Source organism: Macrococcus carouselicus (genome assembly GCF_004359515.1).
Taxonomy (GTDB): Bacteria; Bacillota; Bacilli; order Staphylococcales; family Staphylococcaceae; genus Macrococcus; species Macrococcus carouselicus.
Genome location: NZ_SCWD01000002.1, coordinates 271,090 through 287,160, shown reverse-complemented (window position 1 = coordinate 287,160; position 16,071 = coordinate 271,090). Strand labels below are relative to the sequence as shown.

Sequence of the window (16,071 nt, the reverse complement as noted above, 5' to 3'; positions counted from 1 at the left end):
AGGACTCATTTATGAAAAGACAATTAAGTATAGGTTTTATGTTATTCGCCATGTTCTTCGGAGCAGGCAATCTGATCTTCCCGCCGAAACTCGGGATGGAGAGCGGCCATTTCTTCTGGCCCGTGATGGTCGGCTTCGTATTGACCGGCGTGGGTATGCCGCTTCTCGGTGTAATTGTCGGTGCAATTGATAAACGAGGGTATGAAGGTGCACTGAAAGAAATCAGCCCGGTCTATTCCCTATTATTACTGAGTACCATATATATCGTCATCGGCCCTCTGTTCTCCATTCCGAGGACAGGGACCACGGCGTATGAACTGACAGTCGGTTCTATGATCAGTCATCCGGGTTCAGTGAGTCTCGCTATTTTCTCATTGCTTTACTTTCTCATTGTCACTTATGTCTCACTCAACCCGAATAAACTGGTTGACCGTATCGGCTCCGTTCTCACTCCGATACTCCTACTGATCATCACTGCTATTATTGTCAGGGGTCTTTTCCTGCTCAGCAGCGATCCTCAGACAACAGGTGACAAAGAGAGGTTTCCGGACCTGGCGACAAGTTTTGCCAATGGAGTCTCGGAAGGTTATCTGACGATGGATGCACTGGGTGCCATCACCTTCTCTATCTTGATAGTCAATACCATTAAAATGAATGGGATATGCCAGAAAAAGGAACTATTCAGATCAGTCACGGCTGCCGGTGTGTTTGCCGGTATCTTACTGGCACTGGTTTATGTGGCGCTCGCCTTCATCGGTAATCACATCAACCTGTCAGCCGGTAGGATGGCTGATATCATGCAGCATGACAGGAATATGGGTGTCTACCTGCTGACCTATATCTCACAGCTCGGATTCGGCAGCTTCGGCCGCATTCTGCTGGGGCTTGCTGTAACGATTGCGTGTCTGACAACGGCAATCGGCCTGATTGTTGCGGTCAGCACGTATTTCCATACCATCATACCGAAAATCTCTTATAAGACATTCGTCTATATTTTCGTTATCATCAGCTTTATTCTTTCTAACCTGGGGCTCAATCAGGTCATCCGCATGTCAGTCCCAGTACTATCACTGATCTACCCGATTGCAATCACTACGATGCTGCTCATCCTGCTTTCTTCATTCATACCGATGAAACCGATTGTTCACCAAGTAACGATTATCTGCATAACGGTCTTCTCTGTTGTTGACCTTATGCACAGAAATCAGCTGCTCCACGTACCGGCACTTGAGAGACTGCCCTTCTACAGCATCTCACTCGAATGGCTGTCCGTCGCATTGATTGCCGGCATCATCAGCTACCTTATTAGTTTATTGATTAAGAATCAGCGGCCCATTATGTATCAGAACGACTGAATAACCAAGCAGGTGACGAACTTAACCATCATGATCTCTCCTGCTATTCATTCTGTCTTCCAGCTGCTTGTTCTGTGAATGATTAATCCAAATATTTGTTTCGGCACTTTCTGAATTATACAATGGCACTCATCAGAAAGGATGTTGATATCATGGATATATTTATCGTAGGTGGCAGCAACGAAAAAGAAATTGCGATATTAATGGAAGAAGTGTAAAAAAACACGCTGATAGGAAATCAGCGTGTTTTTTCTATGGTGAGTTACTTATCCGTGATTAATTTTCTGATCTGAACAGAATAGTCGTTGTTCAAGGCAAGTAAGACATGCTAAGGGATATCAACTGATTCATACCTATAAGTGACGGACCTCCTTTTTCATTGTATAATGCAGCTAATACTTATTCTGAAGGGGGTCTTATGATGAATATCCGTGAAATCAAGCCAGATGACAACTCCTCTATCAAAACGATTATTCAGCAGTCTCTTAAAACACACGACCTCGCTATACCCGGTTCTGCCTATTTCGATCCACATCTCGGTGAACTGTACGAGTTCTACCATCAGCTGGAATATGCTGCTTACTGGATAGCTGAAGAGGATGGTGAAGTACTGGGCGGCATCGGCATCGCACCTTTTAACCTTGAGTCAGGGATATGTGAACTGCAGAAACTCTATCTGAAACCGGCAGGACAGGGCCGGGGGATTTCGAAGCAGCTGATGGAGACGGCACTTTCTTTCGCTGCTATGCACTACAGGCAGTGTTATCTTGAGACAATGTTCAAGCTGAGAGCCGCGTGCCATCTGTATGAACAGTACGGCTTCAAACTGCTGGACCAGCCACTTCCTGGTTCGGAGCATTCTGCGATGGATGCCTGGTATATAAAGAGTCTTCATTGATTCATATTAAAAAAGGCGTCGCTCTGCTACAGAGCGATGCCTTTTATGATTTCAGCTGTCTTCTTTTAAAGATGAGATACATGAAGAAGGGTGCACCGATGCTCGCTGTAAAGACACCAGCCGGTATTTCAAGAGGCAGGAACAGGGTTCTGCCGAGCAGATCACTGATGATGACCAGGGTGCTGCCGATAAGACTGCTGGCAATCAGCTGACGATTAAATTTCATACCGACCAGTCTGGCGGCAATCTGCGGTGCGATAAGGCCGACAAACTGGATGCCACCGACGAAACTGACCGCGAAGCCGAGCAGGATACTGATCAACAGCAGTGTGAGTATCGCGACTCTACCATAGGGTGAACCGAGACCCACCGAGCTGTCACGCCCAAGTTTATAGACTTCATAGTTGCGCTGATTGTACAGTACGATAAGTGTGATCAGCCCTACTATCAAGCTGAGTATGCCGACCTGATAGTATTCTGCATTATGGACAGAACCCGTGATCCACACCTGTGCCTGTGCCGCCCTTTTATTCGTCAGCATGATCAGAAGAGTGACAAAGCTCTGCGCAAGTGCATTGATACCGATACCGATCAGGATGAAGCGGTAGATATCGACTGTTTTACGCATGCTGAGCAGATAAAGGGTGCTCCCTGCCAGCAATGCACCGATGATCGCCGGCACTGGCTGATAATAGACCGGAAACCATAACGTTCCGCCTGCTGTAGAGAAAAGCACCAGGAAGACCAGTGCGCCGACATTGGCCATCTGGGAGAGACCGATGACATCAGGCGATGCAAGCGGGTTTCTTGTCAGTGTCTGCAGCAGACATCCTGCTAAGCCAAAAGCAGCACCTGCCACCAGCGCGAGCAGAATGCGCGGCAGTCTGAGGGTCTGAACAATCAGATTGGTATAACTGTCACTGATGCCTAGTGCACCCGTTATCGCCTGCCCAGGATTCAGGTAGCTGTCACCCAGACAGAGCGCCAGGAGAGTGGCGAGGATTAGCGTGCCAAGACAATAGAGCATTCTCATTTCGTCACCTCACGCCTATTGATGACCAGATAGATGAAGACCGGTACACCGATGAGTGCAGTGGTGATACCGACCGGAATATCCCGCGGCATAAGCAGAAAACGGCTGATGATATCACTTAACAGCAGCAGAGTTGCGCCGATGAGTGCAGTCAGGGGAATCAGTTTCAGATGGTTCACTCTGAACATCAGCTTTGAGATGTGCGGTGCCACCAGCCCGATGAAACCGATAGGCCCGGCAAGCGTCACAGCTGCCGCAGCAAGCAGGGCGGCTGCCGTCATGACAGCGACTTTCAGTGCTATGATATTGACGCCGAGACTCTGCATCAGTTCATCACCAACGATGAAGACATCCAGGTATCTTGCTGACAGCATACTGATGACAGCACCTGCGATGATCAGCGGCACTACCCATTTCAGGACGGTGAGCTTATTCTGCGTGACCGAACCGCTCATCCAGAAGATCATCTGTTCTATTGCCTGATTATGGACTATCAGGAGTCCTTGCGTGATGGCGGCGCAGAACGCTGTGATACAGGCTCCGAGCAATGTGATCTCCATAATCGTCAGCGGTTTACGCGGCAAAATGGCTGCAAGTACAAGAATACCTGCAACCATCAATGCGCCGACCAAGGCGAATATAGGACTCGCTGACAGTCCGAAAGCAATACTCAGCATAACAGCTAGACTCGCGCCACTGTTGATGCCGAGTATACCAGGGCTTGCAAATGGATTTCTGGTCACGCTCTGAATCAGCAAGCCGCTGACCGCCATCAGCATGCCGACAATAAATGCCGTCAGCATCCGCGGCAGTCTGACCGTCTCAAGAATATGATGATGTTCACCTTGTATAAGATAACTGCAGATATCACTGAACGGGATATTGATATAGCCGAGTGATAAGCTGAGCAGCATCAATACAGGGAGCAATATCATCAGAATGATGAAGCTGACTTTATTTGCCAAGGACCTTGTCCTTCAGGTCATCAATCATCATGTGCGCTGATAATACACCGCCTGATGTATTCCAGATACCATCATCCACTTTCATGACCTTATTATTTTTAGAAGCTTTCAGTTCTTTGAACGCCGGATCATTGATCCAGTCTTTCTCAAGTTCAGTCACTTCTTTAGTGCCATCCATAAATGTGAAGTAGAACAGGTAATCACCATCCATCTCAGGAATTTGCTCTTTCGTCATGTTGCGGACTGCGAAGTCATCAACATTCTGTGCTTTCGGACGTTTAAAGCCGAGCTGATTCAAGATGTTGCCTGAGAACGTGTCTTTCTGGTACATTCTCACGTCTCCTGGCATAAAGCGAATCATCGAAATCTCTTTATCCAGCTGACTGCCAAACTCTTTCTTCGCTTTTTCCACATGTTTATCATAGTCAGCGAGTACTTTCTCGCCTTCTGCTTCTTTGTTCAGTGCTTTCGCATATAATTTGAAGTTCTCTTTCCAGTCACTGCGCAGCTCCTCAGAGAATACAGTCGGTGCAATCGCATTTAATTTTTTGTACTGCGCTTCCTGTCTGAACTTGTTACCAAGGATGAGATCTGGTTTCAGCTTCGCGATACGTTCTAAGTTCAGCTCGGACTCCATACCGACCGGTTCGATGCCTTCGTATTGATCTGCCAGATGTTCATACCAAGGATCCCCTTCGTATGAGTTCGCAGCCCCGACTGGCTTGATGCCCATGCTGACAACCGCTTCTGTACCTTCATTTGTCAGTACGACGACGCGCTTTGGATTTTCAGGTACTTCTGTTGTGCCCATTGCATGTTCAATCGTGCGTGTTTTTGTTTCTTCTTTCTTTGATGTCTTCTCATCTGATGCTGTGTTCTGACATGCAGCCAGTAAACATAACGCTAATACTAAAACCCATAATCTTTTCATTACTTCTCCTCCAATTGATAATCATTCTCAATAAAAATTTAACAATGTCTTCCTTCATTGTCAACATGCATTTAATAATTAGATATAAATTATTTCAGGTGCTGCATGACTCAGGAAATGTATATGACTGATATCCAGTCCATATGCACCGGCAAACTTAAAGACAATGTAGTCATCTGTCGATACATGCTCAAGCGGATACTCAGGTCCGAAGACATCATTAGGTGTACAGAGCTTACCTGCGATGACGGCCCGCTGCTGCGTAAGTGTCTTCTGACGCTGCCGTCTCTTGGTGGCCGGTACAATCACATAGGGCTGCTCATGATACCAGGCTTTCGGAAATCTGAAATGATAGGTGCCGCCGTTGACCAGCACAAAATTCCGGCCGTGCATTGTTTTGATATCATAGACCTTCGCTGCATAGTAACCGACCGGTGCTGTCAGCCATCTGCCGATCTCCAGTGTCAGAACCGGCAGACCCTCGACACCTTCCAGGAACCGGTCAAGCGGAAAGGCCTGCTCCTGCGCATAGTCAATGCCGAACCCACCACCGATATTGATGACCGGCTCCTCAGGTAGTAAATCTCGATAACACTTGGTAAACGCGAACGCTTTCTGCACATAAGCCAGATGCGCCTGAACAGAAAGGTTATTACTCATCGCATGAAAATGAAAACCCCGCAGTTCAATCAGTCTGGCAGACTGAATGAGCTTTAACGCTTCATCAATCTCATCTTCCGGCAGACCGAACTGTGTCGCTGTTCCCGCCATTTTGAGCTTGGCATCACTGCTGATATCCTTCAGATTGATTCTGAGCTGTACGTTGACCTTGACTGCGAGCATGTCGCTCAGTTCAATCAGTTCATCCAGTTCATAGAGACTCTCTATATTGATATCTACCACCCCCTGCCTGAGCGCAGTCTCCAGATCGCGCCTGGTCTTAACAGGTCCGCCGTAGATGATAGGCACGGTCTCACTGATAGACCGCACTTTCATGATCTCACCCGGCGACGCCACTTCAAAGCCCGCGACATAAGGCAGGAGTGACGTCAGAATCTGCAGGTCGGCATTCGCTTTGACCGCGTAATAGATCTGATGCTTCGTTGACCGGCAGAGACGTGCCGCTCTTTTTTTGAGTGCTGACAGATCATAGATATAGAGACTCTCTTCTCTATCTTTCAGAATTTGATTCCATTCCATCATACTGATTCCTCCCGTAGTATCGGCTGATCATAAAGGTCAGTCCGAGTCCGGTCACCATCGTCCAGATGGCAGCCGGCAAACCATAATGCTTGATGATAAAAGTCAGCAAGATTCCGCCGAGCGGAATAAAGCCACGGTCCATCATAGCCACTGCAATAACCGAGCCGCGGTAAGCCCCTGCTGTCCGTTCCTGAATCAGCACCCGGTTGATCGTGCGAAATCCTTGCGTAGCCGCTCCTATGATAAACAGCGACAGCAACGTCAGCCAGACGGACTGATGGAGCAGGCCCAGACAAGCGATAACGGTCACAGCGAGCATCCACTGCATTTTACTGACCGTAGACCATGCTGCTTTCATCATGATCAACAGCACTGCAATGGAGCCTGCTGCAAGCAGGGCTGTATAGAGTGCATAACGGTGGCTCGTCTCTGCGATAACCGGCAGAATGATCGAAATGGAAAGACCGAAGAACATCACTGACGCGCTGCTTGCAATCAGTGCGCAGAGCTGCGGCTCCTGCTTAAGATAGGCTGTCAGGCAGCGCTGACGGGCCGGCCGGCATTCCTTGTCAGGAAGCGACTGATTCAGCAGTATCACCGCTATCGCGCCAGCTGCCGGCAGTATCAGCAGCAGCCGGCTATCTGCTATCGTCATCAGCACGCCGGCCAGAAATGGACCGACCAGCCGGGCCAGGTTCAGGATGAGCGCATTTATGCTGATCGCCTCAGACAATCTACTGCTGTCCACAAATGACGGCAGCAGTGTATTCCGCTGGACCTGATCCAGACTGACAAACACCGATTTGACGGCGACGAGGAACGTCAGCAGCACGATGGACCTGACATTGAACCACATAATCAGCATAGTGACCACAATCACTGCACTCTGTATACCGTACATCAGCCGCGTCATATCAGAACGATCAACAATTCTGCCGATCAATGCCGCAAAGATAAGCGCCGGCAGTAACCGGGCAGCATTGATATAGGACAGGTACATCACATCATCGAATGAATGAAAGACAAGCCAGTTCAGCACGATGATATCAATCCAGTCAATCGTCCTTGCGGTCATCACCGCCAGCAGAAATCGGCGGTAGCGATTAAAGGCAGGCATATTCCTTCAGCGGATTCTTTTTCCTGATGTAGATATCGCCCTCTTCAGGTGATAGTCGCATCTGCAGAAGCGCTTTCTCATAGATATAGGGCGAAGTGAGGTGGCGGTAGTCCTCATGTGGATGTGTGCTGTAGAAGCGAGCTATATTCTGCCGGACGATATGCCATAGCTTCTCTTCTGAATAACCTAGCGTCATAAAGAACTGCACAAGTTCTGTCAGATGGTTGCTGATCCATGTATTCTGGACCTTCTCATACATCGCTTCAGTATCGGCGGTCGTCAATCCTTCTTCAAGCAACAGATTAGGCGTACGTGACTGATCGATTCTGATACCTCCCCAGTCTCTGAAGAATATTCTGGACGGAAAGCCGTCTGCAAAGGCCATCGAGATATTCTGAAGGTGCGCTTCAAGACCGATGCCATAAACGGTCATCATCTTCAGAACGACCGTGTTCAGAAGTTCGACATATCGTTCGAACCAGTCTATTGGTGAACGGCCACTCTCAGCAAGGAGCTGCTTGATGATACTGGCACGGCCATTGATTTCCTCAAAGAGACAGTTGGCGCAGTACAGTTCTTCAGACAGAAGACTCGGCGAGATATTTTCACGTAGAAGAAATGACAGATTACGCTGTTTATCGACTGACGGACTCCGCATGGTCATCCCACCGAGTTCATATACAGGACGACTGATGGCATTCAGTTCGCTGTCCTCCTCATAGATAGCGGCGATATAACGGCTGAGTTTCTTGGCATTCATCACCGTCCGGTTGCTGATCGACCGTTTCGTCGATGTCATCTGGACATCGATAGGCAGCTTGATAACCGGATAGTTTGAATCGAGCGGACAGACTGTGCGGAAAGAGGAGGTACTCTTGACCCAGCCGCCCTTCCTCTTCAGCGGCACTATTTGTCCTGCCGCGATCTCCTCGCTGTAGACAGCAGGAATGACATGATCGAACTGGTAAGGGTGAACCGGCACGAGCACATAACCTTGCGGAACATGTTCCTTGTATCCGCTGAACTGAACCAGCTGCTGATACAACGCGGGCTCAAGATCCGCGTAGAGCAGTGCTTCAGCGACCAGCAGCCAGTTCAGCTGATAGGCCTGGTTATATTCAGGAGAATACTGGATTACAGAACTGAACGGCATATCCATACGTATCTTTGCGCATGGATGAATATTATGTCCTGTGACACATAACTGCTCACCCTTCAGAAAGCCATTGTCACTTACTGGTGTTACTTTGCAGTAAATCAGACTGAGCGCCTGGTTAATCAGCTGATTCTCAATCTCGGGTACGAGCTGCCGCCACTGCTCGTCATGACCACTCAGCCATTCCACGAGCTGCAAGGCATCAAATGTCTCATCAGTATGTATAGTCCGTTCATCAGGCTGGTAACGGAATTCCGCGCCATCTGACAGCTGAAAGAGCCAGGCAGAGGGCGTCTTGTCATGAGCGATAATCTCTTCACCCGCTATCGCTTGGATGAGTTTATCATTCGTGATGGCAATCGCTTCAGCGATACCGTCAGCAATCATTCTGTCACTGAACTGACCTGCTTCACTGTATACTACTTGCTGCCACATCTAGAGCACCTCTTTATATAATGGATTTTTCACTTCGATATAGTTATAATCTCTGGCATCAGCCATCAGCCGCATTTTCAGCAGTGCCTTGACCTTCAGTGTCGGCTGTCTGAACAGATCAAGCGCTTCAGACGGCTCAGCTTGCTGATGGATATCGGTCACGACATCTTCTAGAATCAGCAGACAATTATTGTAGTCGATGAGACCTGCGTCTGCTGCTGCCCTGTAGATCTGCAGCAGGTGATTATAGATCACAGCGTGACTCATGACATTAAATAAATCCGCTTCATTCGCCGCTCTGATATTAGTCGCATCATTGATTGGCACATCATCATTCAGAACGCGGATACCTCCGAAGTCTCTGATATATACAGCGACCGGCAGACCTTTCTCCACTGCGATGACTGTATTCTGCATATGTGCTTCAAGACTGATTCCCGTTTCAATCATCAGCCGGTAAGTCGCTGTCATCAGCAGCTGAGTGTAACGGCGCATAAAGTCATGGGCCGACCGAGCACCGATACAGTCCGTCATAATCAACTCACCCGTCACAAAGCTTCTGTTGATCAAACTCGCCGCAACGACTGGAACAGCAGAATCCTCGGCAATGCGTTCTCTGATCAGACAGGCGAACTGCGGGTCGCTGTCCTCTTGATGGAACCAGCTGCCATAGACATCCTTCTGGATATAGCAGCCTTTGTACTGATGACGCCTGTAGTAATCATCAACATATCGACCGAGTCTGATGCCATTCTCTATAGATGAACGCGAGACATTACGAACCGCACTGGTCGCCTGCACACTGACAGCTGTCTTAATGACTGCTTCCGGTGTGAGAAGGGAGCGGAATGAAAGCAGGGGCGCTGCCTGGACCGGTGCACCGAGTCTGATCAACCCCTCATCAATCAGGGTCTGATAATTCGAAGTGATGACATGCCCCCACTGCCAGTCGTGAACGTAAACAACACCGTAGCCTGGAGGAGCTTCTGCCGCTGCAAGATTAAGCAGCCCTTCTGACTTCATCAGATCCTGGTGTATATAGACAGTCATAACAGCGGTCTGCTGCTTGAATTCAGGTGCAAACTGGAGAACCTGACCGGCTGTAAACCCCAGTTTCGTCTTAGACATCGGGTGAAAAGGATGTCCTTCGTAACAGCACTGTTCAAAGAGACTCGCATCCTGTTCTTCTGTATGATAATAGTCGAATATAGACTGATACTGTCCCTTGTATCGCAAGCAATCACGTTCGTACTGCAGATAACTGAGTGTCAGATTATTGATGCAATCTTCCAGCTCTTCAGTCAGGCGCGACCTTGCCTCCAATGAAACTGCGTCAAGATCAACTGCTTCATTCAACAGCGCCTCAGACAGCAGTCGTCTGATTCTGACTTCAGCCCGGTCATAGGCCTCATCAATCAGGGCGGGGGTTAAATCAGGGAAATGAACACCTGCAAAACGGCTTAACTGTTTCTTATTCATTCGCATCATTTCATCCTTTCCATATCTAATTGAGAATCATTATCATTATAACCACCTGATAATGAGAGTCAATGATTTACTTGACTTTAATTATAAGTATCATTAACAAAATTCTTTATAAAGATAAAATTGAATACTTAAAAGTAAAATGTCTTCTGATCAATCGATTAAAAAAAGAACTGACGCAGGTCAGTCCTTCTGAATATGCTGATCAAACTCCGTGATCTTCTCGATCAATGCCTCCGCTGAATGATGAAGGTAATGATCACCTCGCAGTTCAACTGTGTGCTGAAGGCCTGGATTTGAAAATGCTGTGCGCTGCATCCTGATCCAGCCTGGTCTTTCCTTGACGGTTTCTGAGGCGACGACCGAGAGTACTCTCATATCACGCGGATACTTCATTCCCCTGACTGCCGCAATATTGTTGTTCGATTCCTGTGAGTATTGAACCATATCACCGGAGAGGAACGCCCATTTATTCAGAGTGGTGATCTGCTGCTGCAGTTCTTTATCATATAACGGTGTCATCTCCGCAAGAACTTTGTCATAACCGGACCATGACCTGCCCCATTCTGTCGATAGTCCGATTCTGAAAAGACCAAGCTGATTGAGAACCGGCGCAAAGTCCATGTGGTCCGGCTGACTCGATGCTGTGACTTTTAAGCCCGGCCACGGTCTTGAACCGTCAATATTGATGACCTGACTGATCATACCCGGATAGCGGTGGATATAATCCATTGTATAAGCGGCACTGATGGAATGACTGATCAGCGTAATTTTATCGTCTTCAGTCGTCACTTTCGTCAGAATATCATGATACTCCTGATTGATAGCCGCATCTGTCCTTCTCGTTGTCGCACTGCTGCTCAGTCCATAGCCGAGCGGGTCAATCATGATCACCTTATACTGCTTGCTTAAAGCATCTGCCAGTGGCATGAAATCCAGGATAGTCGAGCCGGTCAAAAGCCCCTCCCTGAACAGAATGACATCATGGCCGGACCCTTTCTCATAGACACTGTATGTCCCGGCCTCTGTTTTAATAAAGTGGTGGTTAGGGCCGAGATAATTCAGAAGCGCCTCTTTATCCTGCTTCGTCTGATAGTGATGGTAAACAGAAGAGCCTGCCAGCAGAACTGCCGTCAGTGTGACAAGCAGAAGAATTATTTTCATCATCATTTTTAAATACTTCACGTCAATCACCTGAAATCTCATTTAGTTATATCAGTCAGTAACTAATACCCTTGTTTCAGCAATTGAAAGATAACCGTCGAAATTGATTTCGATGTCACATCTTCGTCCTTATGCTGTATAACCATCACCATAAAAAATAACCAACCAGCAGTTCTGGATGGTTATCTTGATAGAAGTCTCAAAAGACAGATCTTAAGCTTATTTGGCGTAGGAAGTGAAGGCTGGTGAGAATAAGTCATCACCATTTTTAGAGATATAGTACTGTTCAGCGATTGATTCCGTCTGCTCCTCAGCTGGCAGGCGTTTAGATGACACGACGTAATTGAACGGATCCCCGTCATATACATTGAATACTTCGCGGTATGTGCTTATATTTTCAATGACATGAGTGTTCAGTCTTCTGATGAGTTGGTATCCCTCTTGATACTCAGGCGTCTTTTTAAAAACTTCTTCAGCTCTTGTCTGTAGTTCCTCAGATGAAATGACCTGTCCCACATGCAGATCTTTTTCCAGGTCTTCTATGTGTTTTTGCGCCAAAGGAATCAGTCGCTTATTTCCTTTCTTGATAAATGTGATAGAATGTTCTGCCGCTACCGGTGTCTGCGCAGCGACCTCGATTTTTGAATCTGCTTTACTGGCAACAGGCTTCAGCACAACGTCATTCAGAAGCTTGAATCCTGGATTTTTTGTGACTTTTGTCAGGTCAGGCACTTCAAATCCTTCGTCCGTAATAGCGAATGCTTCAGTACCGCCCGGATAGTCCACAACAACCTTTGAGCCAGGTTTGAACTGCACTGCCTGATACTCATATGGTCTATGGTTATCGATGGTCTGCTGAACTTTCTCAAGTAGATCAGATGAGGTCACATGTTCCCCGGGCTCCAGCGTAAACTCCATAAAAGGGGGTATAAGCAGTGTCTTGCCGGCTGCATCAACCCCTGTGATGTTAACCAGTAAATGCGTTCCTTGTATCTCCTGATATTCCTTGGCATTGACGCCTCGTGATTGCCTGACTTTCATAAGCTGTACTGAAAAATAACATCGTGCTACATGCGAGAATACTTACTCTTTTAAATGATTTCATGATGGCTGACCTCCCATTTTTTTGTAAATATATCATCTTATTAAAAAAATGTATATATATAAAAATAGTCCAAATCATTCATTTCGCACTTATTTTTAATCATTACAATAGTTACTTTTAATGAAATAATGTCCTGGTTTTTACTGGCACGCTATTGAATGACACGCAGTATATTATCATTATCATCAGAGAGGTATCAGCCTGATCGGCATCTTGTTTATGAACGCCCTTGGTTTTCATGATGCTGATGTCTATAACACCAGAGCTTATTCTCTTCTGTATCTGCAGACTCTATGAAGCTGCACATCATCACACTTCGTCTGCTGGTGATAGCGATTGCCGCTAAGCACAAAAAAACCACTTTTCCGCAGAAAAGTGGTTTTTATTAATAATTATGCCGTAACCCAGTGGTGTGCACCGTATTCATTATATAATTTAACCGCTGCTGCATCTTGTACTGATTCAGGAGCAGAAGCTGGTGATTTACCTACCCAGCCAGCTGGAGCTACTATATCCCAAGTACTTTGTAAGAACTGGTATTTACCTGCTGCTCCTGAAGTCGGATTGATGGCACGAAGATTACCGCCTGATTCACGTTGTGCAATTGCGCGTAAATGATCGTTGACATAAACACCTGAATTAGATGAAGCTGTCTGAGTTGTTGCTGCTTTAGGTGCTGTATAAGCTGGTGCTTGGTAAGTTTTTGCTGGCGCTTGGTAAGTCTGTTGTTGAACTGGCGCTGTGTAAGTCTGTTGAACTGGCGCTGTGTAAGTCTGTTGAACTGGCGCTGTGTAAGTCTGTTGAACTGGCGCTTTGTAGCTTACCGGTGCTTGGACTGCTGCAGGTTGAGCTACAGGCGCTGCCACTGCTTGAACGTTCTGAGCAGGTGCTGATACTGGCGTGTAACCTGCTGTATGATATTTCCAAGTCCAAGTTGAACCGTCAGATTCGAAATCGAAGTGATAACCATTATAATCAAATTCGTAGTCATATGCGCCTTCTTGAATAGGTGCCTGGTTTAATTGTGATTGGTGATTCATTGCAAGATCCGCAAGATGTGCCTTGTCGATTTTCACTGAATCTTCTTTAGTGAACGCTGATGCGTCTGCTGATTGTCCTGCTAAAGTAACACCTAAGCCTAAAGCTAACGTAGTTGTTAATACTGTTTTATTCATTATATAAAATACCTCCAAAGTATTTTTAGTCTGATTTATCTATAAGAACTACTTTAACACAATTTATTATTACGTGAGTTACGCCAGAATAACAAATTATTACAGCGAGATAACAGTCATATCAAAATGAAATAATTATAGGATTTTCCGTTTCTAACACTCAGTAAAAGGGTATGCTCTCTTACTACTTTTTAAAAATTTTCCCGGGAAAGTAATAGTTCTTCTTATAGCCAACGCTCGATCACCCGCATAAGCAGGACTATCATGAGAGCCGCCCTATATCGTTAATACAGGAGAGAATCCAGGAGCTGAAACAGTTCAGTCCCAGCTCAATGAACTATACAGTTAAGAAAGATTATTCTAAAGAAGTCAAAACTAACTATCAGATAATCAGGAGAAACTTTACTTCCCAAAAACGTCCCAATCTTGAGATGTTCAATGACCATATTACATCAGTCATAAATGAAAACAATCTGGATTACTGTCATATCAATGCCCGTGCCTTTAGTCTGTCACAGGAAGAGAACCGCTGGATGGTGACCGGCCATCAAGCGACATACGACTCCAGTTACGTCATTATTGCGACAGGCATCAACCACCTCCATCATATCCCTCACTTTCTGACGGCCGTCTCCCCGGACTACGATGTTGTAATCGGCGGCGGCGTCACTAATGACAATCTTATGACCGACAGTTATATGACGGAACAGACAGAAACAAATCTGTGACTCTTCTCTATAAAACAAACTGCGTAGCACCGTACTGCTACACAGTTTGTTTACAAGTGATAACACCGTTTACTTTTTATCTTTGAAACTCGCAAGTAAAGAAGTCGTATTCAATGCTAATATCTTGCGGGCATTTTTCGTCGCCTCAAAGCCTTGACCTGCCTTTAAATGAGAAGCAATGGCACCTATCATGACTGCTTCCACCAGCAGAGACCCTGCCTGATTGAAACGTCTACTGAAAAGTGAAAGTGCGAGCAGCGCTGCACCTGTTGTTTCCATAGCACCTGTTAGTTTCATGAAGTCTTTTGAGTAACCAAAATTCTCGAACATTTTCACCATGTTTTCGTCTTCCTGCAGCTTCGGCTTTCCTGCATTGAACATTTCCTTGGCAATGTATAAGTTGTTTAAATAATTAAGCATAGGGTCCTCCTATTTGATCTATCTCTGTATTTCTGTTTCATATTACCTGAAGACAGATGATCCTTTTCCATATTACTATAACCGTGATCCAGACTTCAAAACATGGGGATTTGAAAGGGTTCACTGCATTTATTGATCAAGACTACTATATCAGAGAGCCGTTTCCCGGTCCGACGCTCTGATATTCCAGCTGTTAACAGGGTAAGTGATTCATAACCTTAGTTTGAAATAATGAGATACTGAATATAGGAGGGAGTTATGGACATGATAACTAAAGCACAACTATCTAACAGACGTCTCACCCAGCAAGAGGCATTCGAATTCTTTGATTCACTGGAACCTGTTCTGACTCATGAGATGACAGGTCTCTGGAAAGGTGAAGATCTCAGGACAGGACATCCACTTGAAGGCCTGCTGGAAGCAGCGCACTGGTACGGCAAAGCATTTATCAGCAGCGAAGAAGTGCATCCGCTCTTATTTCAGCCGCCGGACCAGGAACGGTATGCAGGGAACCCAGCCCTTGTCCCAGTGAACAAAATGATAGCCTATGTACCGAAGTTTCTGGTCTCAATAGGAATCAGACTGATACACCCTCTCTTCAAGACGCACAAAAGCAAAGCCAGATTACGGATGATTGAGTACCGCGGGCAAGTTACTGCAGCGATGATCTACGACCAGAAAGCAATAATCGATATCTTCCGAAAAATCGATGCAGACACCCTTCTCGGTGTGATGGATGTGAAAAACTTTAAATCAGAGAAGTCTTATTTCTTCTTGTTAAGAAAAGTGCGGGAGAAGTAATGCGTGATTTCTACGCCTATTCTCTATCCAGTGTCATCACATAATAGACATCCAGCCCAATCGGCTGGAGTCAGTATAAATAACGGGACTGAAACACAGA

General features: G+C 46.4%; 15 protein-coding genes. 4 read left to right on the top strand and 11 right to left on the bottom strand.

Annotated features, from left to right (window positions below):
- Positions 1-11: 11 nt before the first annotated feature.
- Positions 12-1,355: a branched-chain amino acid transport system II carrier protein gene (gene brnQ, locus ERX40_RS07600; RefSeq protein WP_133417899.1), complete on the top strand. Its 1,344-nt coding sequence runs from the start codon at positions 12-14 to the stop codon at positions 1,353-1,355.
- 421 nt (positions 1,356-1,776) lie between these two features.
- The gene (locus ERX40_RS07595) at positions 1,777-2,253 is read left to right on the top strand and encodes a GNAT family N-acetyltransferase (protein WP_133417898.1); all 477 of its coding nucleotides are present in this window, start codon (positions 1,777-1,779) and stop codon (positions 2,251-2,253) included.
- 43 nt (positions 2,254-2,296) lie between these two features.
- Here the strand turns inward: ERX40_RS07595 and ERX40_RS07590 are convergent, their stop codons facing one another.
- The 10 genes from ERX40_RS07590 to ERX40_RS07545 form a co-directional block, all read right to left on the bottom strand.
- Positions 2,297-3,286, bottom strand: a complete 990-nt coding sequence (locus ERX40_RS07590; protein ID WP_133417897.1) for a FecCD family ABC transporter permease — start codon at positions 3,284-3,286, stop codon at positions 2,297-2,299.
- Positions 3,283-4,251: a FecCD family ABC transporter permease gene (locus ERX40_RS07585; RefSeq protein ID WP_243713000.1), complete on the bottom strand. Its 969-nt coding sequence runs from the start codon at positions 4,249-4,251 to the stop codon at positions 3,283-3,285. The genes ERX40_RS07590 and ERX40_RS07585 overlap by 4 nt, the downstream gene beginning before the upstream one ends.
- Entirely contained in the window at positions 4,241-5,182 is a 942-nt protein-coding gene (locus ERX40_RS07580; RefSeq protein ID WP_133417896.1) for an ABC transporter substrate-binding protein, read from the bottom strand. Before ERX40_RS07580 ends, ERX40_RS07585 begins: the two co-directional genes overlap by 11 nt.
- 78 nt (positions 5,183-5,260) lie before the next feature.
- Positions 5,261-6,385, bottom strand: a complete 1,125-nt coding sequence (locus tag ERX40_RS07575) for an alanine racemase (protein WP_133417895.1) — start codon at positions 6,383-6,385, stop codon at positions 5,261-5,263.
- A complete protein-coding gene (locus tag ERX40_RS07570) occupies positions 6,354-7,502 on the bottom strand; it encodes an MFS transporter (RefSeq protein ID WP_133417894.1) in 1,149 nt (382 codons plus the stop codon). The genes ERX40_RS07575 and ERX40_RS07570 overlap by 32 nt, the downstream gene beginning before the upstream one ends.
- Entirely contained in the window at positions 7,489-9,093 is a 1,605-nt protein-coding gene (locus ERX40_RS07565) for an IucA/IucC family protein (RefSeq protein ID WP_133417893.1), read from the bottom strand. Before ERX40_RS07565 ends, ERX40_RS07570 begins: the two co-directional genes overlap by 14 nt.
- Entirely contained in the window at positions 9,094-10,578 is a 1,485-nt protein-coding gene (locus tag ERX40_RS07560) for an IucA/IucC family protein (RefSeq protein ID WP_165980709.1), read from the bottom strand.
- A gap of 183 nt (positions 10,579-10,761) precedes the next feature.
- Positions 10,762-11,763 carry an alpha/beta fold hydrolase gene (locus ERX40_RS07555; RefSeq protein ID WP_165980708.1) on the bottom strand — a complete coding sequence of 334 codons (1,002 nt, stop codon included), beginning with the start codon at positions 11,761-11,763 and terminating at the stop codon, positions 10,762-10,764.
- 198 nt (positions 11,764-11,961) lie between these two features.
- Positions 11,962-12,783, bottom strand: a complete 822-nt coding sequence (locus tag ERX40_RS07550; RefSeq protein ID WP_133417890.1) for a hypothetical protein — start codon at positions 12,781-12,783, stop codon at positions 11,962-11,964.
- A 456-nt stretch (positions 12,784-13,239) separates the two neighbouring features.
- Positions 13,240-14,022 carry a transglycosylase family protein gene (locus tag ERX40_RS07545; RefSeq protein ID WP_133417889.1) on the bottom strand — a complete coding sequence of 261 codons (783 nt, stop codon included), beginning with the start codon at positions 14,020-14,022 and terminating at the stop codon, positions 13,240-13,242.
- A gap of 332 nt (positions 14,023-14,354) precedes the next feature.
- On the opposite strand from ERX40_RS07545, the gene ERX40_RS07540 reads away from it, so the two are divergent.
- Positions 14,355-14,750: a hypothetical protein gene (locus ERX40_RS07540; RefSeq protein ID WP_133417888.1), complete on the top strand. Its 396-nt coding sequence runs from the start codon at positions 14,355-14,357 to the stop codon at positions 14,748-14,750.
- A 69-nt stretch (positions 14,751-14,819) separates the two neighbouring features.
- Here ERX40_RS07540 and ERX40_RS07535 read toward each other — a convergent pair whose 3' ends face one another.
- A complete protein-coding gene (locus ERX40_RS07535) occupies positions 14,820-15,170 on the bottom strand; it encodes a DoxX family protein (protein ID WP_133417887.1) in 351 nt (116 codons plus the stop codon).
- 258 nt (positions 15,171-15,428) lie between these two features.
- Between ERX40_RS07535 and ERX40_RS07530 the strand changes: the two genes are divergently transcribed.
- Positions 15,429-15,971, top strand: coding sequence for a DUF4334 domain-containing protein (locus ERX40_RS07530; RefSeq protein ID WP_133417886.1), 543 nt, complete (start codon positions 15,429-15,431; stop codon positions 15,969-15,971).
- The last annotated feature ends 100 nt before the right edge of the window (positions 15,972-16,071 follow it).

Coding starts and splice junctions, on each gene's coding strand:
- brnQ (WP_133417899.1), top strand. CDS start 12: ATGAAAAGACAATTAAGTATAGGTTTTATGTTATTCGCCATGTTCTTC.
- ERX40_RS07595 (WP_133417898.1), top strand. CDS start 1,777: ATGAATATCCGTGAAATCAAGCCAGATGACAACTCCTCTATCAAAACG.
- ERX40_RS07590 (WP_133417897.1), bottom strand. CDS start 3,286: ATGAGAATGCTCTATTGTCTTGGCACGCTAATCCTCGCCACTCTCCTG.
- ERX40_RS07580 (WP_133417896.1), bottom strand. CDS start 5,182: ATGAAAAGATTATGGGTTTTAGTATTAGCGTTATGTTTACTGGCTGCA.
- ERX40_RS07575 (WP_133417895.1), bottom strand. CDS start 6,385: ATGATGGAATGGAATCAAATTCTGAAAGATAGAGAAGAGAGTCTCTAT.
- ERX40_RS07570 (WP_133417894.1), bottom strand. CDS start 7,502: ATGCCTGCCTTTAATCGCTACCGCCGATTTCTGCTGGCGGTGATGACC.
- ERX40_RS07565 (WP_133417893.1), bottom strand. CDS start 9,093: ATGTGGCAGCAAGTAGTATACAGTGAAGCAGGTCAGTTCAGTGACAGA.
- ERX40_RS07560 (WP_165980709.1), bottom strand. CDS start 10,578: ATGCGAATGAATAAGAAACAGTTAAGCCGTTTTGCAGGTGTTCATTTC.
- ERX40_RS07550 (WP_133417890.1), bottom strand. CDS start 12,783: ATGAAAGTCAGGCAATCACGAGGCGTCAATGCCAAGGAATATCAGGAG.
- ERX40_RS07545 (WP_133417889.1), bottom strand. CDS start 14,022: ATGAATAAAACAGTATTAACAACTACGTTAGCTTTAGGCTTAGGTGTT.
- ERX40_RS07540 (WP_133417888.1), top strand. CDS start 14,355: ATGAACTATACAGTTAAGAAAGATTATTCTAAAGAAGTCAAAACTAAC.
- ERX40_RS07535 (WP_133417887.1), bottom strand. CDS start 15,170: ATGCTTAATTATTTAAACAACTTATACATTGCCAAGGAAATGTTCAAT.
- ERX40_RS07530 (WP_133417886.1), top strand. CDS start 15,429: ATGGACATGATAACTAAAGCACAACTATCTAACAGACGTCTCACCCAG.